Below are 23794 nucleotides of genomic sequence, written 5' to 3'. Positions count from 1 at the left end.
GGTGGTCCGCCACAGCGGCGAACAGGTTGCCAGGCTCATGCCACCTCATGATCGAGTCAAGAGCGCTTCACGGACACGCAACGCCGGTGCCGACCACCCGAACGGGCGCACGGCACCGGCGACTTCGTACGGCGTCGGTCAGCCGGCCAGGTTGTCCGCCAGCTCCTCCGTGAGGTTCGCCTCCGTGCCCGGGATGCCCAGGTCGGCGGCGCGCTTGTCGGCCATCGCCAGCAGGCGCCGGATACGGCCCGCGACCGCGTCCTTGGTCAGCGGCGGGTCGGCGAGCGCGCCCAGCTCCTCCAGGGAGGCCTGCTTGTGCTCCATGCGCAGCCGGCCCGCCGCCGCGAGGTGCTCGGGGACCTCCTCGCCGAGGATCTCCAGTGCCCGCTGGACGCGGGCACCGGCGGCCACGGCGGCCCGGGCCGAACGGCGCAGGTTGGCGTCGTCGAAGTTGGCGAGCCGGTTGGCGGTGGCCCGCACCTCGCGGCGCATCCGGCGCTCTTCCCAGGCCAGCACGGACTCGTGCGCACCGAGCCGGGTCAGCAGCGCCCCGATCGCGTCACCGTCCCGGACGACGACCCGGTCCACCGTCCGCACCTCGCGCGCCTTGGCGGCGATGGACAGCCGGCGGGCGGCACCGACCAGCGCGAGCGCGGCCTCCGGACCCGGGCAGGTCACCTCCAGCGAGGAGGAACGGCCGGGCTCGGTCAGCGAACCGTGCGCCAGGAAGGCCCCGCGCCAGGCCGCCTCCGCGTCACAGGTGGCCCCGGAGACCACCTGCGGTGGCAGTCCGCGGATCGGGCGGCCCCGGCCGTCCACGAGGCCCGTCTGGCGGGCCAGCTGGTCACCACCGGCGACGACCCGCACGACGTACCGCGAGCCGCGGCGCAGACCGCCGGGCGCCATCACGATCAGCTCGGAGCTGTGGCCGAAGATCTCCAGGATGTCCCGCTTGAGACGGCGGGCCGCCATCGCGGTGTCCAGCTCCGCCTCGATCACGATGCGCCCGCTCACCAGGTGAAGGCCGCCGGCGAACCGCAGAATGGCGGAAACCTCCGCCTTCCTGCAGCAGGTCCGGGTGACGGGTAGCCGGGAGATCTCGTCCTTCACCGCTGCCGTCATCGCCATGGGCCGATCCTTCCATGCATCCGAAAAATACGGTCGTACGCGGCGGCCAACAGCTCCGGATCATGCCGGGGTGATCCATCGGTCCGGGCCACCGGTGCCAGCTCGATCGCGGCTCCCAGCCGTTTGGCGGCTTCGGTGAGCGAGTCGCGGTCGGGCACGGCAGCCTCGTCGGCCAGCACCACGTCCAGGGCGAGTTTAGGGGCGTGTCGGCCCAAAACCTCCAAATGACGCTGCGGGGAGAAGCCCTCGGTTTCTCCCGGCTGCGGGGCGAGGTTCAGGGACAGCACCTTGCGCGCCTTGGTCTCCGTGAGGGCGTCCAGCAGCTCGGGGACGAGCAGATGCGGGATCACCGAGGAGAACCAGGAGCCGGGACCGAGCACCACCCAGTCCGCGTCCAGGACCGCCGCCACGGCCTCGGGCACGGCCGGCGGGTCGTGCGGCACGAGGTGCACCGACTGGACCTCGCCGGGCGTCAGCGCGACCGTCGCCTGCCCGCGCACGGTGTCCACGTCGTCCGGGCGGTCGGGATCGTGCCCCTTGACCAGGGCCTGCAGCTCCAGCGGTACGGCGGACATGGGCAGCACGCGCCCGTGCGCGCCGAGCAGCTTGCCGACCAGGTCCAGCGCCTGCACATGGTCGCCGAGCTGCTCCCACAGGGCGACGATGAGCAGGTTGCCGACCGCGTGGTCGTGCAGGTCTCCCTGGGAGGTGAAGCGGTGCTGGATGACCCGGGCCCAGGTCTGGCCCCAGTCGTCGTCACCGCACAGCGCGGCCAGCGCCTTGCGCAGGTCGCCGGGCGGCAGCACGCCCAGCTCGTCGCGCAGCCGGCCGCTGGAACCGCCGTCGTCGGCCACCGTGACGACGGCCGTGAGGTCGCCGGTGATCCGGCGCAGCGCGGCGAGCGAGGCGGACAGGCCCATGCCGCCGCCGAGCGCGACCACCTTGGGCTGTGCGCCCCGGCGGCGGGGCCGGCCACCGCGGGCCTCGGCGAGGCGGGCCGGCCGGGACTCGGCAGCCGCACGGCTCGCGCGTCCCTCGGGCACCATCCTGCGCAGCCGGCTGAGCCGCCGTGTACGTTCCGTCATTCCCGTCCCATGTCCCGGTGTACGACCACCGTTTCCACGCCCTCGGCCGCGAGGCGCGCGGCGAGCTTCTCCGACATCGCGACCGAGCGGTGCTTGCCGCCGGTACAGCCGATCGCGATGGTCACATACCGCTTGCCCTCACGCCGGTAGCCGGCCGCGATGAGCCGCAGCAGTTCGGCGTACCGGTCGAGGAACTCCTTCGCGCCGGGCTGGTTGAAGACATAGGCGGCGACCTCCTCGTTCAGGCCGGTGTACGGGCGCAGCTCCGGGACCCAGTGCGGGTTGGGCAGGAACCGCATGTCCGCGACCAGGTCGGCGTCGACCGGGAGGCCGTACTTGAAGCCGAAGGACATCACGGTCGCCCGCAGCTCGGGCTCCTCCTCGCCGGCGAACTGGGCGTCCATCTTGGCGCGCAGCTCGTGCACGTTCAGGCTGGAGGTGTCGATCACCAGGTCGGCGTCGCCGCGCAGCTCGCGCAGCAGCTCCCGCTCGGCGGCGATGCCGTCGACGATGCGGCCGTCCCCCTGCAGGGGGTGCGGGCGGCGCACCGACTCGAAGCGGCGCACCAGGGCTTCGTCGGAGGACTCCAGGAAGACGATGCGCCGGGTGACGCCCCGGGTGTCCAGGTCGGCGAGGGATTCGCGCAGATTGTCGAAGAAGCGCCGGCCCCGCACGTCCACGACGACCGCGATCCGCGCCACGTTGCCCTGCGAGCGGGCGCCCAGCTCCACCATGGTGGGGATGAGGGCGGGCGGGAGGTTGTCCACGACGAACCAGCCGAGGTCCTCCAGACACTTGGCCGCCGTCGACCGTCCCGCTCCGGACATGCCGGAGATGATCACCAGCTCGGGGATGGCCGCTTCGGGGGCCTGGGCGGGCGTACCGTCCGTGCTCACCTGTGCTCCGTTTTCCTGCGCCGCGGGCTGCTCACCGGCCGCGGCCTGTGGCTGGTCCTGCCCCGCTTCCTTGCGGGCCGGATCTCGCTCCGCTGTGGGCTGTGCGTCGTGCTCGGTCATGTCTCCTGCCCCCGTCGTTCGTCCGGGAGACCCGCGGTTACGGGCTCCCCCGAGGAACCCGCCGTCGTATCGGGTTCCTCATCATCAATGATCTCTCCAGTCGCCGTGTTCACGGCGGGTGCGGCCGGGGCCGCCTGGGCGAGGGCCGCGGCGATCGTCTCGGCCGTCTTCCGGCCTATCCCGGGCACCTCCTGGATCTGTTCGATTGTGGCGGACCGCAGCCTCTTCACCGAGCCGAAATGCTTGATGAGCGCCTGCCTGCGGGTCTCGCCGAGGCCGGGGACGTCGTCCAGGGGGCCGGCCCGGAAGCGCTTGGCCCGCTTGGTCCGCTGGTAGGTGATCGCGAACCGGTGCGCCTCGTCCCGGACACGCTGGAGGAGATACAGGCCCTCGCTGGTGCGGGGCAGGACCACCGGGTCGTCCTCGCCGGGCACCCAGACCTCCTCCAGCCGCTTGGCGAGGCCGCAGACGGCGATGTCGTCGATGCCCAGCTCGTCCAGAGCGCGCCGGGCCGCGGCGACCTGCGGTTGACCGCCGTCGACGACGACCAGCTGCGGCGGGTAGGCGAACTTCCTGGGACGGCCGTCGTCGTCCTTCAGCGAGCTGGTGAGCGGCTCGCCGTCGGGAAGGGCGCTCTCGCCGTTCGTGGCGGTCTCCTCGCCGTCGGCCCACTCCCCCGTCTTCTCCTTCTCGGCGAGGTAACGCCGGAAGCGACGGGTGATCACCTCGTGCATGGAGCGGACGTCGTCCTGGCCCGCGAAGCCCTTGATCTGGAAGCGGCGGTACTCGCCCTTGCGCTGCAGGCCGTCCTCCAAGACGACCATGGAGGCGACCACGTCGTCCCCCTGCAGGTGCGAGATGTCGTAGCACTCGATGCGCAGCGGCGCGCTGTCCAGGTCGAGGGCCTCGGCGATCTCCTCCAGGGCGCGCGAGCGCGTGGTCAGGTCGGAGGCACGCTTGGTCTTGTGCAGCGCGAGAGCCTGCTGGGCGTTGCGCTGCACGGTCTCCATCAGCGCCTTCTTGTCGCCGCGCTGGGGGATGCGCAGGGAGACGTTCGCCCCGCGGCGGCCGGCCAGCCACTCCTGGACCGGCTCGACCGGCTCGGGCAGCGCCGGGACCAGGACCTCCTTGGGGACCGCGTCCCCGGTCTCCTCGCCGTAGAGCTGCTGCAGGGCGTGCTCGACCAGGGCGCCGGTGGTGATCTCCTCGACCTTGTCGGTCACCCAGCCGCGCTGGCCGCGCACCCGGCCGCCGCGCACATGGAAGATCTGCACGGCCGCCTCCAGCTCGTCCTCGGCGACGGCGATGAGGTCGGCGTCGGTCGCGTCGGCGAGCACGACGGCGTTCTTCTCCATGGCCTTCTTCAGGGCCTCGATGTCGTCGCGCAACCGGGCGGCCCGCTCGTACTCCATCTCCTCGGCCGCCTCCATCATCTGCTTCTCCAGACGGCGGAGGTAGGTGCCGGTGCGGCCGGCCATGAAGTCGCAGAACTCCTCGGCCAGGTCCTGGTGGTCCTCGGGGCCGATCCGGCCGACGCAGGGGGCGGAGCACTTGCCGATGTAGCCGAGCAGGCAGGGGCGGCCCGTACGGGCGGCGTTCTTGAACACGCCGGCCGAGCAGGTGCGCACCGGGAACACGCGCAGCAGCAGGTCGACGGTGTCCCGGATGGCCCACGCGTGCCCGTACGGCCCGAAGTACCGGACGCCCTTCTTCTTGTGACCGCGCATCACCTGCACGCGCGGGAACTCCTCGTTCATCGTCACCGCGAGGTATGGGTAGCTCTTGTCGTCGCGGTACTTGACGTTGAACCGGGGGTCGTACTCCTTGATCCAGGAGTACTCCAGCTGGAGGGCCTCGACCTCCGTGGACACCACGGTCCACTCCACGGACGCGGCGGTGGTCACCATCGTCCGGGTGCGCGGGTGCAGGTTCGCCAGGTCCTGGAAGTAGTTCGCCAGGCGCTGGCGCAGGCTTTTCGCCTTTCCGACGTAGATCACCCGGCGGTGCTCGTCGCGGAACCTGTACACCCCGGGAGAGTCCGGGATCTCACCCGGCCTGGGGCGGTAGCTGGAGGGGTCGGCCATGTCTCACACCCTACTGGCGAGCACCGACACCGCGTCGGGCCTGTGGACAACGCCCGCCCCGTGCCGCTCAGCCGTCCACAGGCCGCCCGGTGCCCGCCGGGGCAGGCCCGCACCGATCATGTGCCGGGCGATCCTGACACCGGCGAACGACCATGTCTCCGTCACGCGCTGGTCTTCCCGCCGGGCGCCACAGGGGGCGCGCCACTCGTGGCCGGCGGCTCCGCTCCGGTCGCGCGGCCCGGCCGGCCGCGGCCGTGGCGGGTTCCAGGTGTTGTCGGGGCCTGGTCAACACGCTTCAATGCGGGGGAACTCGGGGCCGTGCACGCACGCGTACCGGCGCGGCGTGCGCAGTCACGGGCGTACACCAGCGCCCACGGGGGTGGCCCCGCACACCGCTCAGACGGTCTGACCAGCCGTTGTGACACCTCACAGAAAGGCGCCCCGGCATGCGGCATGCCACGGAGCACGCGCACCTCCCCACCGCGGAACTGGACACGGCCCTGCGGGGCGGCCCCTTCCATGTGGCGCTGCGCGCCGCGATCGCCGCACGCGGGCTGCCGCTCCAGCGCGTCCAGCACCATCTGTCCCGCCACGGGGTGAAGGTCGGTGTCACCAGCCTGAGTTACTGGCAACAGGGCGCCCGCCGCCCCCAGCGCCCCGAGTCGTTGCGTGCGGTACGGGCACTGGAGGAGATCCTCCATCTGCCGGACGAGTCGCTGATCCGGCTGCTCGCGGAGGCCGACGAGCGCGCGGTGGCCGGCCACCCGGCCGTGCGCTCCTACCGCTCCCTGATCGAGGCCTCGGACGTGCTGGACCGGCTCGGGGCCGAGCTGGGCTGGTCCCTCGACGGCGGGCTGCACACGTTGGGCCACCACGAACGCGTCCGCATCGGCGCCCGGCGCGAGCTGGCGGGCCGCGAGGCCCACCACATCGTGCGGGCCCACCGCGACGGCGTCGACCGCTTCCTCGCCGTGCACCACGGCGACCCCGGCTGCCGGCCGCACGACATCAGGGTGCGGGCGCTGGAGAACTGCCGCACGGGACGCGTCCGCTGGGACCAGGACACCGGCGTACTGGTGGCGGAGCTGCTCTTCGGCACCCGGCTGTGCTCCGGGGACACCTTCCTCTTCCGGTACGGCATCGAGGACGGCACGGCCGGGGCCTCCCGCGAGTACCTCCACCGCTTCGGCTTCCCCGGCGGCCAGTACGCCCTCCAGGTGCGGTTCGACGCGGCCGCTCTGCCGATGCGCTGCCATCGCTTCACCCAGCACTCGACGGCGGCGCCGCGCAGCGGCCGGAACGACCTGCCGGTCACCGGCCCCCACCACTGCGTCCACGTGGTCGAGCCACGGATACGTCCGGGGATCGTCGGCATCGCATGGGAGTGGGAGTGAAGTCGCCTCGGGTGTGGTGCGTTGTGGGTCTGTTGCGGTCCGGGTGAAGACCTGTTTGAGGCGCCGGGATCCGTCGCGCCGGGCCGAAGACGGGAGCCCGGTGGCTCGGTGGAGGGACGGAGGGAGCGGGCGGATCGGCGGCGCGGGCGACGGGTGGGGCGGTGGCGCTGGGCGGCTGTGGGGCGGGACAGCTGTGCGGCGACCCAGGCGGGCGCGTGTGCGGGGTGTCGGAGCGGGTCGGTCAGCCGCCCGGGCCGGCGATGATCCTCCCGTTCGTGGTCTTCACCGGCAGCTCGGCCAGGGGCTCGGTGGCCGGTGACTGGACCACCTTGCCCGTCACGGCGTCGAACTGGCTGCCGTGGCAGGGGCAGATCAGGGTCGTGCCCTGCAGCTTGTTGATGGGGCACCCCGCGTGCGTGCAGACGGTGCTGTACGCCTTCAGCTCGCCGCTCCCGTCGCGGCTGACGACCACGTTGTGATCCCGGTAGAGCTTGGCGCCGCCCTTCGAGACCTCGTTCTCGGCACCCAGGTCGACCGGCGCGGTCGGGGCGGCCGCGGCCGAGCTGCCCTGCCCGGGCGCCGAGCACGCCGCCAGACCGAGTCCGGCGACCGGGGCCACGGCGGCGCCTCGAAGGACGGTACGGCGGCTCGCGGAGGGGCGCGCAGGCATCTGGAACTCCACTGCTCAAGGGATGTGCAGGGCGACGATACCGGGCAGAAGGACCGACCTCGGGACGGGGGCCTTGGCTTCAGGCGAGGGCGTCAGGGGATGGCGGGGAGGACGAGGAGGTGTCGGCGGGGGTGGAGGTGGTGGGCGTAAACGCTTGCGCAAGCGTTTACGCGGGGGCGGACAATGGGATACCGTCCCGGCCGGAAGGGCCCACGGCCGCTCGGCCTGGCGGCCCGCCCAGTCCAAGCAGTGCGTCCAAGCAGTGCATCCGCGCAGTGCATCTGTGCGGTGCGTCCGCTCAACGCGTCCGCAGCGGTCGGTCCCGCTGCGTCGGCGCAGTCGGCTCAGGAAGGGAAACGCGATGCCCACGATGGCGGACGTCGCACGGAGCGCCGGGGTCTCTGTCGCGACCGTTTCCCACGTCCTGAACGGCACCCGCCCGGTGCTCCCCCACACCCGTCAAGCCGTGCTGGACGCCATCGACGCCCTCGGCTACACCCCCAACACCCTGGCCCGCTCCCTGGTGACGTCCCGCACCCGCTCCATCGGGCTCGCGGTATCGGCGATCAGCAACCCGTACTTCACGGAGATCCTCCAGGGCGTCGAGGCGGCCGCCCTGGCGGCGGGGTACAGCCTGCTCATCGCGGACCCGCACGACGACCCCGGGCACGAACGCAAGGTCGTGCAGCTCCTCCACGAACGCCGGGTGGACGGCGTGATCGTCGCTCCGTCCGTGCATCCGCACGATCTGGCCGGCTACCTCCGCCGCCATGCCGTACCGACCGTCTTTCTGGACCGGACGGTCGACGCAGACGTGCTGGACGGCATCACGGTCGCCGGTGGAGCGGGCACCGCCCCCGGCGAGCACGCTCCCTGGTACGACCAGGTCTGCGCCGAGAGCGCCGGACCGACGGCCCGTCTCGTCACCCATCTCGCCGGGCTGGGTCACCGCCGGATCGGTCTGGTCGCGGGTCTGCCCGGGCTGAGCACCACCCGCGAGCGTGTCTCCGGCTACCGGGACGGCCTCACCGCCGCCGGCCTGGCCCACGACGAACGGCTCCTCGTGTCCGGTAACTCCGAGTCGGCGGGTGCCGAGCAGGCCACGGCCGCCCTGCTCGCCCTGCCCGACCCGCCCACCGCGCTTGTCACCGCCAACAACGCGATGACCATCGGCGCCCTGCGCGCCCTGCACCGGCAGGGCCTGTCCGTCCCGGGCGACATGGCCTTGTGCTGTTTCGACGACTTCGCCTGGGCGGACCTGTTCTCGCCCCGGCTCACCGCCATCGCCCAGCCCAGCCGAGAGCTGGGCGCCCAGGCCGTCCAGGTGCTCCTGGAACGTCTGGACGAGCCGCGCCGGCCGACCCGGACGGTCCGGCTGCCGTGTGCGTTCGTCCATCGCACGTCCTGCGGGTGCCCGGAGAAGCCGGGCCGGTCCGAAAAGCACGGGCACACCACGTCATCCATGCCGTCGGAGAAGGGAACCGCCTCGTGATCGTCGTCGCCGGTGAGGCATTGATCGACCTGGTGCCGCAGGGCTCCGGTGCCCTCGCGGACCTGAAGCCGGCGCTCGGCGGCGGCCCGTACAACACCGCCTTGGCCCTTGGCCGGCTCGGTTCCCGCACCGCGTTCTGCTCCCGGACGTCGTACGACGCCTTCGGCGAGGCTCTGCTCGACGGGATGCGGCGAGCGGGGGTGGATGTGTCGGAAGTGCAGCGCGGGCCGGAGCCGACCACTCTGGCGGTGGCCACGATCGACGCCAGCGGCTCGGCCGCGTACTCCTTCTATGTCGACGGCACCGCCGACCGCCTGTTCACCGCTCCCACCGCGCTGCCCGCCGGCACGCGCGCGGTGTCCTTCGGTACCTGCTCGCTCGTCCTGGAACCGGGCGCGAGCGCCTATGAGGAGCTGATGCGCGCGGCGGCCGGACAGGGGGTGTTCACCGCGCTCGACCCCAACATCCGGGCGGGGCTGATCCCGGACGCGGACGGCTACCGGGCACGTTTCAAGAGCTGGCTGCCCTCGGTGACGCTGCTGAAGCTCTCCGCGGAGGACGCCGAGTGGCTGGGCGGCACTCCGCGCGAGTGGCTGGCCGCGGGACCGGCCGCTGTGGTGGTGACCCGGGGCGGAGAGGGACTGACGGTGTTCACCCGAGACGGCGCGGAGTACTCCGTACCGGGTGAGAAGGTCGCCGTGGTGGACACCATCGGCGCCGGTGACACGGTGAACGCGGCGCTGTTGCACGGTCTGTCCGCACAGGACGCGCTGTCGGAGGAAGCGCTCGCCGCCCTGGGAGTTCAGGGCTGGACGCGGCTGCTGCGCTTCGCGGCACGCGCGGCGGCGATCACCTGCTCGCGGGCGGGGGCCGAGCCGCCGTACGCGGCCGAGCTGGGTGGCCTGTGAGCGGCCCCATTTCTCTCTGCTGTTGTCAAGGTGCGGCCGGACCCGTGGTGCGGGGACCTGTCGGACCTCGGAGCCGGGGCTGCTGATGGTGGAACGAGCGGCGCCCCGCGGGGAGTTCCCGCGGGGCGCCGCTTTTTGGTGGTGTGTCAGACCTTGGTCGCTGCTGCGTCAGGCCTTGCGTGTCCGCGTCGTCTTCTTTGCGGGCGTCGTCTTCTTCGTGGCCGCGGCGGCCTTCTTGGTCGCGGTGTTGTTGGCCTTGGCCGTCACCGTCTTCTTCGCCGCCGTCGTCGCCGCGGCCGTCTTCCGGACGGTGGCCGCACGCGGTGCCGTCACCGGGTCCGCGTCGCTGATGCGGTCGGCGCCGAGGATCTCGCGCAGGAACTTGCCGGTGTGGCTGGCCGGAACCCCGGCGACCTCCTCCGGCGTGCCCTCGGCGACCACCAGGCCACCACCGGCGCCACCCTCGGGACCCATGTCCACGACCCAGTCGGCGGTCTTGATCACGTCGAGGTTGTGCTCGATGACGATGACCGTGTTGCCCTTGTCGACCAGGCCGCCGAGGACCGTCAGCAGCTTGCTGATGTCCTCGAAGTGCAGACCGGTGGTCGGCTCGTCCAGGACGTAGACCGTGCGCCCGGTGGAGCGCTTCTGCAGTTCGCTGGCCAGCTTCACCCGCTGGGCCTCACCACCGGAGAGAGTGGTGGCGGACTGACCGAGGCGGACGTAGCCGAGACCGACGTCCTTCAGCGTCCTCAGGTGCCGGGAGATGGCCGGGACGGCCTCGAAGAAGTCGGTGGCCTCCTCGATCGGCATGTTCAGCACGTCGGCGATGGACTTGCCCTTGTAGTGGACCTCCAGGGTCTCCCGGTTGTACCGGGCGCCGTGGCAGACCTCGCACGGGACGTAGACGTCCGGGAGGAAATTCATCTCGATCTTGATCGTGCCGTCGCCCGCGCAGTTCTCGCAGCGGCCGCCCTTGACGTTGAAAGAGAACCGGCCGGGCAGGTAGCCGCGGACCTTCGCCTCGGTGGTCTCGGCGAACAGCTTGCGGATGTGGTCGAAGACACCGGTGTACGTCGCCGGGTTGGACCGCGGTGTGCGGCCGATCGGCGACTGGTCGACGTGCACCACCTTGTCGACCAGGTCGTCGCCGTCCACGCGCGTGTGCCGTCCGGGGACGTTCCGCGCGCCGTTCAGCTCGCGGGCCAGGTGGGTGTAGAGGATGTCGTTGACCAGTGTCGACTTGCCGGATCCGGAGACGCCCGTGACGGCCGTGAAGACGCCCAGCGGGAAGGACACGTCGATGTCCTGCAGGTTGTTCTCGCGGGCGCCGTGCACGGTGAGCTGCCGGGACGGGTCGCGGGGGCGGCGGATGTCGGGCAGCGGGATCGCCTTGCGGCCCGAGAGGTACGCGCCGGTCTGCGACTCGGTGTTGGCGAGCAGCTCCTTCAGCGAGCCGCTGTGCACGACCTTGCCGCCGTGTTCGCCGGCGCCGGGACCGATGTCCACGACCCAGTCGGCGACCTTGATGGTGTCCTCGTCGTGCTCGACGACGATGAGCGTGTTGCCCATGTCGCGCAGCCGGACCAGGGTCTCGATCAGCCGGTGGTTGTCCCGCTGGTGCAGGCCGATGGACGGCTCGTCCAGGACGTACAGGACGCCGACGAGACCGGAGCCGATCTGGGTGGCCAGGCGGATGCGCTGGGCCTCGCCGCCGGAGAGTGTGCCGGCCGCGCGGTTCAGTGAGAGGTAGTCCAGGCCGACGTCGACCAGGAAGCGCAGCCGTTCGTTGACCTCCTTCAGCACCCGCTCGGCGATCTTCTTGTCCCGGGCGTTCAGCTTCAGCCGGCCCAGGAAGTCCGCGCAGTCGCTGATCGACATCCCGGAGACCTCGGCGATCGACTTCTCCATGATCGTGACCGCGAGGACGATCGGCTTCAGGCGCGTGCCCTCACAGCTCGGGCAGGGCACCTCGCGCATGTAGCCCTCGAAGCGCTCACGGCTGGCGTCGCTCTCGGCCTCGCTGTGGCGGCGCTTCACGAACGGCACCGCGCCCTCGAAGGGCGTGGTGTACACCCGCTCGCGGCCGTACCGGTTGCGGTAGCGCACCTCGATCTGGGTCTTGTGGCCGTACAGCAGGGCCTTCTTCGCGCGCTGGGGCAGCCCGGCGAACGGGATGTCCGTACGGAAGCCGAGGGCGTCCGCGAGGGCGCCGATCAGTCGGCCGAAGTAGTCCTTGGTGTGCCCGTGCGACCAGGGATGGATGGCGCCCTCGTCCAGGGACTTGTCCGGATCCGGGACGATCAGCTCCGGGTCGACCTCCATGCGCGTGCCGATGCCGGTGCAGTCGGGGCAGGCACCGAAGGGCGAGTTGAAGGAGAAGGAGCGGGGCTCCAGCTCCTCGAAGGACAGGTCGTCGTACGGGCAGTACAGGTGCTCGGAGTACATGCGCTCGCGCTCTGGGTCGCCCTCGGGGAGGTCGACGAAGTCGAGCACGATCATGCCGCCGGACAGTCCGAGGGCGGTCTCCACGGAGTCGGTGAGCCGACGCTTGGCGGACTCCTTCACCGTGAGACGGTCGACGACCACCTCGATGGTGTGCTTCTCCTGCTTCTTCAGCGCCGGCGGGTCGGAGAGCTGGACGGTCTGGCCGTCAACGCGCGCGCGGGAGTAGCCCTTGGTCTGCAGGTCGGCGAAGAGGTCGACGAACTCGCCCTTACGCTCGCGCACGAGCGGCGACAGCACCTGGAAGCGGCTCCCCTCCGGCAGCTCCAGGACCCTGTCCACGATGGCCTGCGGCGACTGGCGCGAGATCGGGCGGCCGCACTCGGGGCAGTGCGGCTTGCCGATGCGCGCGAAGAGCAGACGCAGGTAGTCGTAGACCTCGGTGATGGTGCCGACCGTCGAGCGCGGGTTGCGCGAGGTCGACTTCTGGTCGATGGAGACCGCCGGGGACAGGCCCTCGATGAAGTCCACGTCCGGCTTGTCCATCTGGCCGAGGAACTGCCGGGCGTACGAGGAGAGCGACTCCACGTAGCGGCGCTGGCCCTCCGCGAAGATCGTGTCGAAGGCCAGGGAGGACTTGCCCGACCCGGACAGGCCCGTGAAGACGATGAGCGAGTCACGAGGCAGGTCGAGCGAGACATTCTTCAGGTTGTGCTCGCGCGCGCCACGGACGATGAGACGGTCGGCCACGCCGGTCCGCACCTTTCTTGAGAGAAGTGACAGGGGCGAGGCCCCCGTCCTTCTTCAGACTAGGGGGAGCCACTGACAACGCCGGTCGGATTGCCCGATTGCATAACAACCCCCGGCCATCCAGCATGCCCGACGTCACTTCCGACGATATAGCACGTGCTTTCGATTCACGGACGGGCTTCACGACCTTCACCCGAAGGTGTGGCGGGACTAATGTCAGGCCCATGATTGATCACGCTCATGACCTGGCATGTGTACGTGACGCGACCGAACGGCTCCTGACCGCGGTCGCCGAACTGGACAACGCATCGCTCGCCGAGCCGTCACGGCTTCCGGGCTGGACTCGCGGCCACGTGCTCGCCCACCTCGCCCGCAACGCGGACGCGCTCGTGAACGTTCTCGAGGGCCGGCCCATGTACGCGAGCGCCGAGGCGCGGGACGCCGACATCCAACGTGACGCCCCGCGCCCCCTCGACGCCCAGCTCGCCGACCTGCGCGAGACGGCGGCCCGCTTCCAGGCGGTGGGCAACGCGCCGGCGGACTGGACGCGCACGGTCGAGCTGCGCAACGGGGTCACCGACTCCGCGTCCCGCGTGCCGTTCCGCAGGTGGGTCGAGGTCGGACTGCACCATGTGGATCTCGGCATCGGGTACGAGCTGGAGCATCTCCCGGCGGAGTTCACGGAGCGGGAGATCGACTTCCTCACGGCACGCTTCTCCGGGCATCCCGATGTTCCCGCAACCCGCGTCACGGACGGCACGCGCGCGTGGAGCACGGGACGCGAGGCGGCCGGGCCCGCGGTGACGGTCAGCGGCGCTCCGGCGGACCTGCTGGGCTGGCTCGCCGGACGTCGTGAGGGGGCCGCGCTGAAGGCGACCGGCGGCGCACTGCCGACGCTGCCGCCGCTGTAGCGCGACAACGGTCCGCCGGGCACTCCCCCGCTATAGGCTGATCACCATGACGTACAGCGGTGAGGTCAAGGTCGGCGGACCGGCCGACGTGCACGAGCTGAAAGACCTGATGATCACGAAGATCGCGGTCGGCCCGATGGACAACAACGCCTATCTGCTGCGCTGCCGGGCCACCGACGAGCAGCTCCTGATCGACGCCGCCAACGAGGCGCAGACGCTCCTCGGCATGATCGGTGACGACGGCATCGCCTCCGTGGTCACCACGCATCGGCACGGCGACCACTGGCAGGCACTCGCGGAGGTCGTCGCCGCCACGGGCGCGCGTACGTACGCCGGCCGCGAGGACGCTCCCGGCATCCCGGTGCCCACCGATGTTCTCGTGGACGACGGCGATCTCATCAGGGTGGGACGTGTCGAGCTCACCGCGCGGCATCTCGTGGGGCACACCCCGGGCTCCATCGCGCTGGTCTACGACGACCCGCACGGCCACCCGCACGTCTTCACCGGCGACTGCCTCTTCCCGGGAGGTCCTGGAAAGACGACGAATCCGGTGGACTTCACGAGTCTGATGGACGGTCTTGAGGGGAAGGTCTTCGGTCCACTGCCCGACGAAACGTGGATCTACCCGGGCCACGGAAACGACACCACGCTCGGCGACGAGCGACCGCACCTGGCGGAGTGGAGATCCCGGGGCTGGTGAGTCGTCGGCACGGTTCCCCGTGTCGCTCTCGCGGGCGCGTACGCACGACGTTCACAGGATCGCAACACCCGTTCCCACGATGCGGACACTTACGGTCATGACCTGGACAAACGTGGGGTTCGCTGCCAATCTCCCGCCATGTACCTCGCCCCTCGCACCCTGCGCCGTGCGCTGGCCGCCGCCACCGTAGCCCTGCTCGCCACCGCTGTCGGCTGTGCTCCGCAGCCCGAGGACAACGCGTCGGCAAGCCCGTCCGGACCGGCCGCGAAGAGCTGCACCAAGGGCAAGTTGGCCACCAGGACCTCCGGGAAGCTGACGATCGCGACGGACGAACCGGCGTACGAGCCCTGGTTCAAGGACGACAGGCCGGCGAACGGCAAGGGCTTCGAGTCGGCGGTCGCCTACGCCGTGGCCCGGCAGCTGGGTTACGGCAAGAGCGCGGTCGTATGGCAGAGCGTGCCGTTCAACAGGGCGTTCGCGCCCGGTGTGAAGACCTTCGACTTCGACATCAACCAGGTGTCGGTCAGCACCGAGCGCAAGAAGGCCGTCGACTTCTCCTCCGGCTACTACGACGTGCGCCAGGCCGTCATCGCCCTGAAGGGCAGCAAGGCCGCCAAAGCGACGAGCATCGCGGACCTGAAGGACCTCAGGCTGGGCGCCCAGGTGGGCACCACGAGCCTCGACTACATCACCGACGTGGTGAAGCCGAAGCAGGAGGCCGCGGTGTACGCCAAGAACGACCAGGCGAAGTCCGCCCTGAAGAACGGCCAGGTCGACGCCATCGTCGTCGACCTGCCGACCGCGTTCTACATCACCGCCGCCGAGGTGACGAATGCGAAGATCGTCGGCCAGTTCGAGAACCAGGGTGCCGCACCCGAGCAGTTCGGACTGGTACTGGACAAGGGCAGCGCGCTGACCTCGTGCGTGAGCGGCGCCGTCGACGCCCTGCGCAAGGACGGCACCTTGGCGAAGCTCGAGAAGCAGTGGCTCTCCGACGCCGTCGACGCCCCGGTGCTCAAGTGACGGTCACCAAGGGCGAGTCGGCACGGGAGGGGGCCGACGACAAGGGCGACATGACCGGCGCCGCCGCCCAGGGCGGCTCCGGTGACGGCTACGTACCCTCCGAACGGCGACTGGAGCGCGAGCGCCACCAACGCGCACGTGCCCGCCGCGCCACGGCCGTCGCAGCACTCTCGACGCTGGTCACGGCCGTCGTGCTGTACCTGGTCGTGGTCGACGCGCCGGGCTGGCCGCGCACCAAGGAGACGTTCTTCAACGCGCACTACGCGCGCGAGGCGCTGCCGAAGGTCCTCGAAGGGCTGTGGCTGAACGTCCGCCTGCTCGCGGTCTGCGGCGTCGCCGTCCTCGTCCTGGGCATGCTGATCGCGATCGCGCGCACTCTGCGCGGCCCGGTCTTCGTTCCGTTGCGGGTGCTGGCGGCGGCGTACACCGACTTCTTCCGCGGCCTTCCGCTGATCATCAACCTGATGATCGTCGTCCTGGGCGTGCCGGCGCTGCGGCTGCAGGGCGTGACGGTCGATCCGGTGCTGCTGGGCGGTACGGCACTGACGCTGACGTACTCGGCGTATGTGGCCGAGGTGTTCCGGGCCGGCATCGAGTCGATCCACCCTTCGCAGCACGCCGCGGCGCGCTCACTGGGCCTCACCAACCGGCAGGCCCTGCGCTACGTCGTCCTCCCCCAGGCGGTACGGCGTCAGGTGCCGCCGCTGCTCAACGACCTGGTGTCGCTGCAGAAGGACACGGGCCTGGTGTCGATCGGGGGCGCGGTGGACGCCGTACGGGCGGCCGACATCATCGTGGGCCGCAGCATGAACTACACGCCGTACATCGTCGCGGGGCTGGTGTTCGTGGCGCTGACCATTCCGATGACCCGCTTCACGGACTGGGTGACGGCGCGGATGGACCGGCAGCGGGACCAGGGAGGAGCGCTATGAGTGAGGCAGACGCACCTGTCCTGCGTATGGAGTCCGTCCGCAAGACCTTCGGTGGTTCCGTCGTGCTGCGGGACGTCGGGCTGGAGGTCGCGCCGCACACGGTGACCGCGCTGATCGGCGCGTCCGGCTCGGGCAAGTCCACGCTGCTGCGCTGCGCCAACCTCCTGGAGGAGATCGACGACGGTGCGATCTGGCTGGACGGTGAGGAGATCACCGACCCCCGTGCCGACCAGGACGCGGTGCGGCGTCGCATCGGCGCGGTCTTCCAGGCGTACAACCTGTTCCCGCACATGACCGTGCTGGACAACATCACGCTGGCGCCGCGCCGGGTGCACGGCGTCGCCCGTGCCGAGGCCGAGGAACGGGCCAGGAAGCTGCTGGAGCGCCTCGGACTGGCCGCCAAGGCCGATGCCTACCCCGACCGGCTCAGCGGCGGCCAGCAGCAGCGTGTGGCGATCGTACGGGCGCTTGCCGTGCGGCCCCGGCTGTTGCTGCTGGACGAGATCACGGCGGCGCTGGACCCCGAACTCGTGGGCGAGGTGCTGGAGGTGGTCCGGGACCTCAAGGACGACGGCATGACCATGGTGCTGGCGACGCACGAGATGGGCTTCGCGCGGGACGTCGCCGACCAGGTTTGTTTCCTGGACGGCGGAGTCGTCCTGGAGCGCGGCACCGCCGAGCAGGTCTTCGGCGACCCGCAGCAGGAGCGCACGAGGCGCTTCCTGCGGCGGATCGTGGAGGCGGGCCGCCTGTGACGGCGCAGGCCCACGCGTCGGCGCAGGCCTACGCGTCCTGCTGCGCCGCGCCCACCAGGGCGGCCACGCGTTCCACGCCGAACACATAGCCCTGCACTCCGCACCCGGCGATCACACCGTCCGCGCGCAGCGAGACGTAGGAGTGGTGCCGGAACGATTCGCGCTGGTGGATGTTGGAGATGTGCACCTCCAGCACGGGCATGCCGTCACAGGTGTTGAGTGCGTCCAGAATCGCGACCGACGTGTGGGAGTAGGCGCCGGGGTTGATGACGATCCCGCAGTGGTTCAGGCGCGCCTCGTGGATCCAGTCGACCAGTTCGCCCTCGTGGTTGGACTGCCGGAAGTCCACCGTGCCGCCGTGCGCCGCCGCGGCCCTGGCACACAGCGCCTCGACATCGGCCAGCGTGTCCTTGCCGTAGATCTCGGGCTGGCGCTGGCCGAGCAGGTTCAGGTTGGGCCCGTTGAGGATCATGATCGGGGCGTTGGCCAGGGTGCGGGGCACGGTTCCTCCGGTCCGTTCGGGGCGGTACTCGACGACCGCTGCTCGCACCCGGTCTATCACGGTGACCGGAGCGAAGGGCGGCCCCTGCGCCGCAGCGGCTTCGGCGCACATCACGGTCGCTCGATCACCTCCGCGCGCCCCGTAACCGCCTGTCACATGGGGTAGTTGACGCGGCATGCAGCCTGTACGCGCCGCAAGTGCCCCTTCGATGCCGAGACTCGCCGCCGCGTCGCTGGCGGGGACCGCGATCGAGTTCTACGACTTCTTCGTCTACGGGACGGCGGCGGCCCTGGTGCTGGGACCGCTGTTCTTCCCGACGTTCTCGCCCGTCGCGGGGACCCTGGCGGCGTTCGGCACGTTCGGGGTGGGGTTCGTGGCCCGTCCGCTCGGCTCGGTGCTGTTCGGGCATCTCGGCGACCGGCGCGGGCGACGGCCGGTGCTCGTCGTCTCGCTGCTGGTCACGGGCGCCTCGACGGTCGCGGTGGGCTGCGTGCCGTCGTACGGGGCGATCGGTGTCGCCGCGCCCGTGCTGCTGCTCGTCCTGCGCTTCCTGCAGGGGCTGGGGCTCGGCGGGGAGTGGGGTGGAGCGGTGCTGCTGACCGCCGAGCACGCGCCGGCCGGGCGACGCGCGCTGTGGTCGAGCTTTCCTCAGGTGGGACCCGCGTTCGGTTTCGTGCTCGCCAACGGGGTGATGCTCGCCCTGTCGGCGGCACTGTCGGACGCGGAGTTCGCGCGATGGGGGTGGCGGGTGCCTTTCTGGGCGGCTGGAGTGCTGGCACTGGCCGGGCTGTGGCTGCGCTCGTCGCTCGCGGAGAGCCCTCGGTTCCTGGAGATCGACGACCACGCGCGCGTGCCGATCGTCGAGGTCGTACGGCATCACGGGCGGCTGGTGCTGCTGACGGCCGGCGCGCTGGCCGTCGGGTACGCGGTGTTCTATGCGGTGACGACCTGGTCGCTGGCGTATGCGACGGAGCGGCTCGGGGTGAGCCGTACGGTGATGCTGACCTGTGTCATGGCCGCAGTGGTCGTGGAGGGGGCGCTCACGCCGCTGATGGCGCTGCTCGGCGACCGCTACGGGCGTCGGCCGATGTGTCTGACGGGGTGCTCGGCCTGCGCCCTGTGGATGCTCCCGATGGTGGCACTGCTGGCCACCGGTGAGCCGTTGCTGATGTTCCTGGGCATTCTGGGCGCCCTGATCGCCTTCCTCATCATGTTCGCGGTCATCGCCGCCTACCTGCCGGAACTGTACGAAGCGCGGGTGCGCTGCACGGGCGCAGCGGTGGGCTACAACCTCGGCGGGCTCCTCGGCGGCGCTCTCACCCCGATCGTGGCCACCGCGCTCGCGGAGCAGGGCGGCAGGGTGCCGTGGGCCGTGGGCGCCTATCTGACGGGCGTCGCACTGCTCAGCCTGGTGTGCTTCGCGCTGCTTCCGGAGACGCGGCCGGTGCTGGTGCCTGCGGTGGAGCCGGCGACAGGCTGACCCGGTTCCGCGCCGCTGCGCTACGGGTTGATCGCCAGCTCCAGGTACGCCGCGAAGAGCACCAGGTGGACCCCTCCCTGCAGGGGTGTGGCCCGTCCCGGCACCACCGTGAGGGAGCTGACCACCACGGTCAGCGCGAGCAGCAGCATGTGTGTCGAGCCGAGGCCGAGGACGAGCGGTCCGGACAGCCAGACGGAGGCGAGGGCGACGGCCGGGATGGTCAGGCCGATGCTGGCCATGGCCGAGCCGAGGGCGAGGTTGAGGCTGGTCTGCACCCGGTCGCGGCGTGCGGAGCGCAGTGCGGCGATCGTCTCCGGCAACAGGACGAGCAGGGCGATGATCACACCGACGACGGCGTGGTGCAGGCCGGCCGCCTCCACGCCGGCCTCGATGGTGGGCGACACTCCCTTGGCCAGGCCGACCACACCGATCAGGGCGAGGCCGAGCAGAGCGAGGCTGATCCAGGCGGTGCGCGTGGAGGGGGGTCGGGCGTGGTCGTCGGCGGTGATGACCTCGCCCTGCCGGGTGACCGGCAGGAAGTAGTCGCGGTGGCGCACGGTCTGGGTGGCCACGAACAGGCCGTAGAGGATCAGTGAGGACAGCGCGGCGAAGGTCAGCTGCACGGTGGAGAACTCGGGTCCGGGCTTGCTGGTGGTGAAGGTCGGCAGCACCAGGCTGAGCGTGGCGAGCGTCGCCACGGTCGCCAGGGCGGCGCCGGTTCCCTCGGGGTTGAAGACCGCCGTTCCGTGCCGCAGCGAAGCGACGAGCAGGCAGAGACCGACGATGCCGTTGCAGGTGATCATCACGGCGGCGAAGACGGTGTCTCTGGCCAGGGTGGAACTCTTGGCGCCACCGTCGGCCATGAGGGTGACGATCAGGGCCACCTCGATGATCGTGACGGCGATGGCGAGCACCAGGGAGCCGAAGGGCTCGCCGACGCGGTGAGCGACGACCTCCGCGTGATGCACCGCGGCCAGGACGGAGCCGGCGAGCACCACGGTCACGAGGGCGACGACCGCGCCCGGCAGGTCACGACCCCAGGTGAACACCAGGAGGACGATCGCGAGGACGGGCACCAGGATCGTCCATTGCCGGATGAGCGACCGGAGCCGAATGATCATGCGGTGATGGTTGCAGAGACGTACAGAGTTCGCATTCCGTTGTTTTCGGATACTCCTCGTCCTTTCCGCCGAGCAGACCGGCATCGGCGGGAGCGGTATCCGCTCCGCGCAGTCCGCTCCCGCCCTGGCCGTATCTGTCGCGGCCTTGGTCAGGCGTCGACGCTGTCCTTCGGAGCGCCTTCACCACCGGCGTGCGCCGCCTCGACGGCCGCCTGCTTTCTGGAAGCCATCAGGCTGGTGATGACGGTGACGACCAGGACCGCGCAGATCACGCCGAGCGAGACGGGAATGCTGATCTCGGGGACGTGGACGCCGGACTCGTGCAGGGCGTGCAGCACCAGCTTGACGCCGATGAAGCCGAGGATGATCGACAGGCCGTACGAGAGGTGGACCAGCTTCTTCAGCAGGCCGCCGATGAGGAAGTACAGCTGCCGCAGACCCATGAGGGCGAAGGCGTTGGCGGTGAAGACGATGTACGTGTCCTGGGTCAGGCCGAAGATCGCGGGGATGGAGTCCAGGGCGAACAGCACGTCCGTGGTGCCGATGGCGAGCATCACGACCAGCATCGGGGTCATGACCCGCTTGCCGTTCTGCTGGATCCACAGTTTGGTGCCGTGGTACCGGTCGGCCACGCCGAACTTGCGCTCGGCGGCCTTCAGCAGCTTGTTCTCCTCGTACTCCTCGTCCTCCTCGTCTTCCTTGTCCGCGCGGGCCTCCTGGACGAGCTTCCAGGCGGTCCAGATCAGGAAGGCGCCGAAGAGGTAGAACACCCAGGAGAAGCTGCCGATGATCGCGGCTCCCGCGGCGATGAAGACGGCCCGCAGGACCAGGGCTATGAGCACGCCGACGAGCAGGACGCGCTGCTGGTACTGGGTGGGCACCGCGAACTTCGCCATGATCAGGACGAAGACGAAGAGGTTGTCCACACTCAGCGACTTCTCGGTGATGAATCCGGCGAAGAACTCGCCGGCCGACCGCCCGTCGCCGAAGACGAGGAGACCGAGACCGAACAGCCCGGCCAGGGCGATCCAGACGACGGTCCAGACACCGGCCTCCTTGATCGACACCTCGTGCGGCTTGCGTCCGATGAAGAAATCGACCGCTATCAGGGCGGCGAGACCCACGATGGTCAGGACCCACAGGGTCATGGAGACTTCCACTGCACCTCCGGCATTACGTAACGGCAAACACGTCAGCGTCGTCGCTGCCGGAGGTCTCTTCCACCCGCGTCGGGCCGACGCCCCGGGACCGGAACCGGTCCGTACTGACGGGTGCGCCGCAGTCAGGGAGTACTCCCCTCCGTACGGAAACAGTACCCCAATCACCAAGTAATGGTAAAGAGAAAAGTAAAGTAAAGACCAATCACGCTGGTCACCGATGCTTTACCTGTACTTGGCCAGAGTCCTGGCCACCTCGGCGAGGACCTGGTCCACGATCTGGCTGCCGGCCGGCACCAGCGAGGGATCATAGGTCCAGGCGTGCCCGACCCAGGGGTCGGCGAAGTGGTCGTCGGGCACGGGGGTGAGTCGCATCAGCGAACGCCACAGTGGATCGAGCAGGGGGCCGTAGGCCGCTGCGTCCTCGCGGTCCGCCACCAGCAGGAGGTGCACACCGACGTCGGGCCCCTCGTCGGCGAGATAGCGGAGCCGGGTCACTGCCCGGTCGTCGAAACCGTGCGGGAAGTCATTGACGATGAGCAGCTGCCGTGCGGTGTCGACATCGGCCGGCAGCGATTCGGGCGCGCCGCCGCGCAGGGCCATCTGCACCAGGTCGACCCGCCGGGTGAGCTTCTCCAGCGCCTCCGTCACCCCGGCCGCCCCGGTCGCGGGAGGCGCGGCGAGCACGCCGGCCCGCGTGAGCGGAGCGAACGCCGCTGTCCCGGCGCCGGCCGGGTCGATGACCTGCACGGAGAGGTCCCCCGCCGGATGCACGGCGAGCAGCCGCGCCGCGAGCGTCGCCGCCGCCTCCATGGCCAGGTGCCGCAGCTCGGCGGAGTCCGGCAGGCCGTCGGATGCCGCCACCGACCCGCTGTCGAGCCACAGGCCGCGTTCCAGCGGCAGCCTGACCAGCATGGGGATGCGCAGCGGCACGCTCTCGGGCAGATGCAGGTCGCCGAGGCGCAGGGCCATCGGCGGCTCGGTGGGCATGCGGTAGCCGTGCCAGACGGGGTTGTCCCAGCCTGCGTATGCGGGCGGCAGCGCGGGCTCGACCACCTCGGACTCGGCGGTGAGCTGGGCGAGATCGCGGTCGAGGACCGCGCGTGCCTGGTCGACCAGCTGCGTTCGACGGGCGTGGGCCGCCTCACGCGCGGTCTCTCCCGCTGTGCCGAGCCGGCCGCGGGGGTCGGTGAGGGCCTGGTCGAGTTCCTTCTCCAGGCGGGAGTCGGCGAAGTCGACGGCACTGCGGTACGCGGCGGTCGTACGGGCCAGGTCCTCGAACATGCCCCAGACCTGGTTGTACAGCCGCTCCTCCATCGACCAGCCCACGGCGTCACCCGCGACGGGCGGCTCGGGTGAGCCGTCGGCGTCCGCAGACACCGGGGGCGGTGCGGCGTGCGGGCGGCGGCCGGGGTGCGTGTAGTCGACCCGGGCGCCGGTGTCACGCGGGCCGGCGCCGGATGCCTGGGCGTCGTACGGGTTCCGCGTGCCGGACGGGCGTGCCGGCTCCGCCGTACCGGAGGCAGGAGTGTGCGGGGGCTCCGGCGCACGGGTGTCGTACGGCGCGGAAGCCGTGTCGCGAGCCGCGACAGCGGAGGCGTCGTGCGGGACGGCCTCGGAGGTGCCCTGCGGCGCCGGTGCGGTGGAGGGGGCCGGCAGTGCGCGGGACGGGCTGTGCGCCGCCGTCTCGTGGACGGCGGCCGCGAGATCCCCGGCCTCCCGCAGGCCCTGGTCGGCGAGGAGCGCCGTGAGTCCGGCCGCGTAGCCCTGGCCCATCGCGCGCACCTTCCAGGCGCCCTGTCTGCGGTACAGCTCCAGGGCGAGCACGGCTGTTTCGCTGTCCAGACCGGTGAGGGTGAAGCAGACGAGTTCGGTGCCGTCGAGGCCCTCCACCGCGGTGTGCGGGGCGGCGACGGCACCGAACCGCTGCGGCGCTCCGGCCCCGGTGAGCAGGGCGAGGAAGACGTCGACGCGGTGCACGGCCCCGGGCAGGGCGCCCAGGTCGACGGCCAGCCGGTGTTCCGTGGCGGACTGCTGGGACACCTCGATGCCGGGCAGCGCGCGGGCCCCGGGATGGGCCACCCACTGGGCGCCGTGCACCGTGCCGTTCTCGTCGCCGAGTACGGCCCCGGCCAGGACCGGTGCCCCGGCCGAGATCCGGATGGTCAGCCGGATATGGGACAGCGGGTGGTTCTGTCCCCGCGCCAGCTCGGCCGTCATCGCCGTCGCCCCCCGAGTCGT

At 70.8% G+C, this 23794-nt stretch carries 19 protein-coding genes; 9 read left to right on the top strand and 10 right to left on the bottom strand.

The annotated features are described in order from the left end of the window. Positions 1 to 138 precede the first annotated feature (138 nt). Genes whiA through uvrC form a run of 4 tightly spaced genes read right to left on the bottom strand, consistent with a single transcriptional unit; the run spans position 139 to position 5313 of the window. Complete coding sequence (gene whiA / locus ABZ624_RS17020; protein WP_351247281.1) at positions 139 to 1128, bottom strand: DNA-binding protein WhiA; 990 nt, start codon at positions 1126 to 1128, stop codon at positions 139 to 141. Beyond that, entirely contained in the window at positions 1119 to 2213 is a 1095-nt protein-coding gene (yvcK, locus tag ABZ624_RS17015; RefSeq protein WP_360088560.1) for a uridine diphosphate-N-acetylglucosamine-binding protein YvcK, read from the bottom strand. Before yvcK ends, whiA begins: the two co-directional genes overlap by 10 nt. Next, positions 2210 to 3229: an RNase adapter RapZ gene (rapZ, locus tag ABZ624_RS17010; protein WP_360088558.1), complete on the bottom strand. Its 1020-nt coding sequence runs from the start codon at positions 3227 to 3229 to the stop codon at positions 2210 to 2212. Before rapZ ends, yvcK begins: the two co-directional genes overlap by 4 nt. Continuing rightward, on the bottom strand, positions 3226 to 5313 hold the full coding sequence (gene uvrC, locus ABZ624_RS17005) for an excinuclease ABC subunit UvrC (protein WP_360088555.1): 2088 nt from the start codon (positions 5311 to 5313) through the stop codon (positions 3226 to 3228). The genes rapZ and uvrC overlap by 4 nt, the downstream gene beginning before the upstream one ends. A gap of 446 nt (positions 5314 to 5759) precedes the next feature. Between uvrC and ABZ624_RS17000 the strand changes: the two genes are divergently transcribed. After that, positions 5760 to 6707, top strand: a complete 948-nt coding sequence (locus ABZ624_RS17000; protein WP_360088552.1) for a hypothetical protein — start codon at positions 5760 to 5762, stop codon at positions 6705 to 6707. A gap of 241 nt (positions 6708 to 6948) precedes the next feature. Here the strand turns inward: ABZ624_RS17000 and ABZ624_RS16995 are convergent, their stop codons facing one another. Then, entirely contained in the window at positions 6949 to 7377 is a 429-nt protein-coding gene (locus tag ABZ624_RS16995; protein WP_360088549.1) for a Rieske (2Fe-2S) protein, read from the bottom strand. Between the two features lie 361 nt (positions 7378 to 7738). On the opposite strand from ABZ624_RS16995, the gene ABZ624_RS16990 reads away from it, so the two are divergent. Both ABZ624_RS16990 and ABZ624_RS16985 read left to right on the top strand, forming a co-directional pair. Further along, positions 7739 to 8869 (top strand): LacI family DNA-binding transcriptional regulator, encoded by a 1131-nt coding sequence (locus tag ABZ624_RS16990; RefSeq protein WP_360088546.1) that lies wholly within the window; start codon positions 7739 to 7741, stop codon positions 8867 to 8869. Further along, positions 8866 to 9777 (top strand): carbohydrate kinase, encoded by a 912-nt coding sequence (locus tag ABZ624_RS16985; RefSeq protein ID WP_360088543.1) that lies wholly within the window; start codon positions 8866 to 8868, stop codon positions 9775 to 9777. The genes ABZ624_RS16990 and ABZ624_RS16985 overlap by 4 nt, the downstream gene beginning before the upstream one ends. Before the next feature lie 168 nt (positions 9778 to 9945). Here the strand turns inward: ABZ624_RS16985 and uvrA are convergent, their stop codons facing one another. Then, a complete protein-coding gene (uvrA, locus tag ABZ624_RS16980) occupies positions 9946 to 12972 on the bottom strand; it encodes an excinuclease ABC subunit UvrA (RefSeq protein WP_360088540.1) in 3027 nt (1008 codons plus the stop codon). 224 nt (positions 12973 to 13196) lie between these two features. Here uvrA and ABZ624_RS16975 point away from each other — a divergent pair, with 224 nt between their 5' ends. The 5 genes from ABZ624_RS16975 (at position 13197) to ABZ624_RS16955 (ending at position 17293) form a co-directional block, all read left to right on the top strand. After that, positions 13197 to 13883, top strand: coding sequence for a maleylpyruvate isomerase family mycothiol-dependent enzyme (locus tag ABZ624_RS16975; RefSeq protein ID WP_360088537.1), 687 nt, complete (start codon positions 13197 to 13199; stop codon positions 13881 to 13883). Between the two features lie 46 nt (positions 13884 to 13929). Beyond that, entirely contained in the window at positions 13930 to 14583 is a 654-nt protein-coding gene (locus ABZ624_RS16970) for an MBL fold metallo-hydrolase (protein WP_360088534.1), read from the top strand. 138 nt (positions 14584 to 14721) lie between these two features. Then, positions 14722 to 15606 carry an ABC transporter substrate-binding protein gene (locus ABZ624_RS16965; protein ID WP_360088531.1) on the top strand — a complete coding sequence of 295 codons (885 nt, stop codon included), beginning with the start codon at positions 14722 to 14724 and terminating at the stop codon, positions 15604 to 15606. Continuing rightward, entirely contained in the window at positions 15603 to 16538 is a 936-nt protein-coding gene (locus ABZ624_RS16960; RefSeq protein WP_360088528.1) for an amino acid ABC transporter permease, read from the top strand. The genes ABZ624_RS16965 and ABZ624_RS16960 overlap by 4 nt, the downstream gene beginning before the upstream one ends. Further along, the gene (locus ABZ624_RS16955) at positions 16535 to 17293 is read left to right on the top strand and encodes an amino acid ABC transporter ATP-binding protein (protein ID WP_360088525.1); all 759 of its coding nucleotides are present in this window, start codon (positions 16535 to 16537) and stop codon (positions 17291 to 17293) included. Before ABZ624_RS16960 ends, ABZ624_RS16955 begins: the two co-directional genes overlap by 4 nt. 28 nt (positions 17294 to 17321) lie before the next feature. Here ABZ624_RS16955 and aroQ read toward each other — a convergent pair whose 3' ends face one another. After that, the gene (gene aroQ / locus ABZ624_RS16950; protein ID WP_360088614.1) at positions 17322 to 17795 is read right to left on the bottom strand and encodes a type II 3-dehydroquinate dehydratase; all 474 of its coding nucleotides are present in this window, start codon (positions 17793 to 17795) and stop codon (positions 17322 to 17324) included. A 208-nt stretch (positions 17796 to 18003) separates the two neighbouring features. Between aroQ and ABZ624_RS16945 the strand changes: the two genes are divergently transcribed. After that, positions 18004 to 19275 (top strand): MFS transporter, encoded by a 1272-nt coding sequence (locus tag ABZ624_RS16945; protein WP_360088522.1) that lies wholly within the window; start codon positions 18004 to 18006, stop codon positions 19273 to 19275. Positions 19276 to 19295: 20 nt separating this feature from the next. Here ABZ624_RS16945 and ABZ624_RS16940 read toward each other — a convergent pair whose 3' ends face one another. The 3 genes from ABZ624_RS16940 to ABZ624_RS16930 form a co-directional block, all read right to left on the bottom strand. Beyond that, positions 19296 to 20396 carry an ionic transporter y4hA gene (locus tag ABZ624_RS16940; RefSeq protein WP_360088519.1) on the bottom strand — a complete coding sequence of 367 codons (1101 nt, stop codon included), beginning with the start codon at positions 20394 to 20396 and terminating at the stop codon, positions 19296 to 19298. Positions 20397 to 20545: 149 nt separating this feature from the next. Then, a complete protein-coding gene (locus tag ABZ624_RS16935) occupies positions 20546 to 21544 on the bottom strand; it encodes a TerC family protein (protein ID WP_360088516.1) in 999 nt (332 codons plus the stop codon). 234 nt (positions 21545 to 21778) lie between these two features. After that, positions 21779 to 23773, bottom strand: a complete 1995-nt coding sequence (locus ABZ624_RS16930) for a TerD family protein (RefSeq protein WP_360088513.1) — start codon at positions 23771 to 23773, stop codon at positions 21779 to 21781. Between the last annotated feature and the right edge of the window lie 21 nt (positions 23774 to 23794).

Source organism: Streptomyces sp. NPDC007205 (genome assembly GCF_040634095.1).
Lineage (GTDB): Bacteria > Actinomycetota > Actinomycetes > Streptomycetales > Streptomycetaceae > Streptomyces.
Note: the sequence above shows the minus strand (reverse complement) of the source record. Positions and strands in the feature narration are given on the sequence as shown.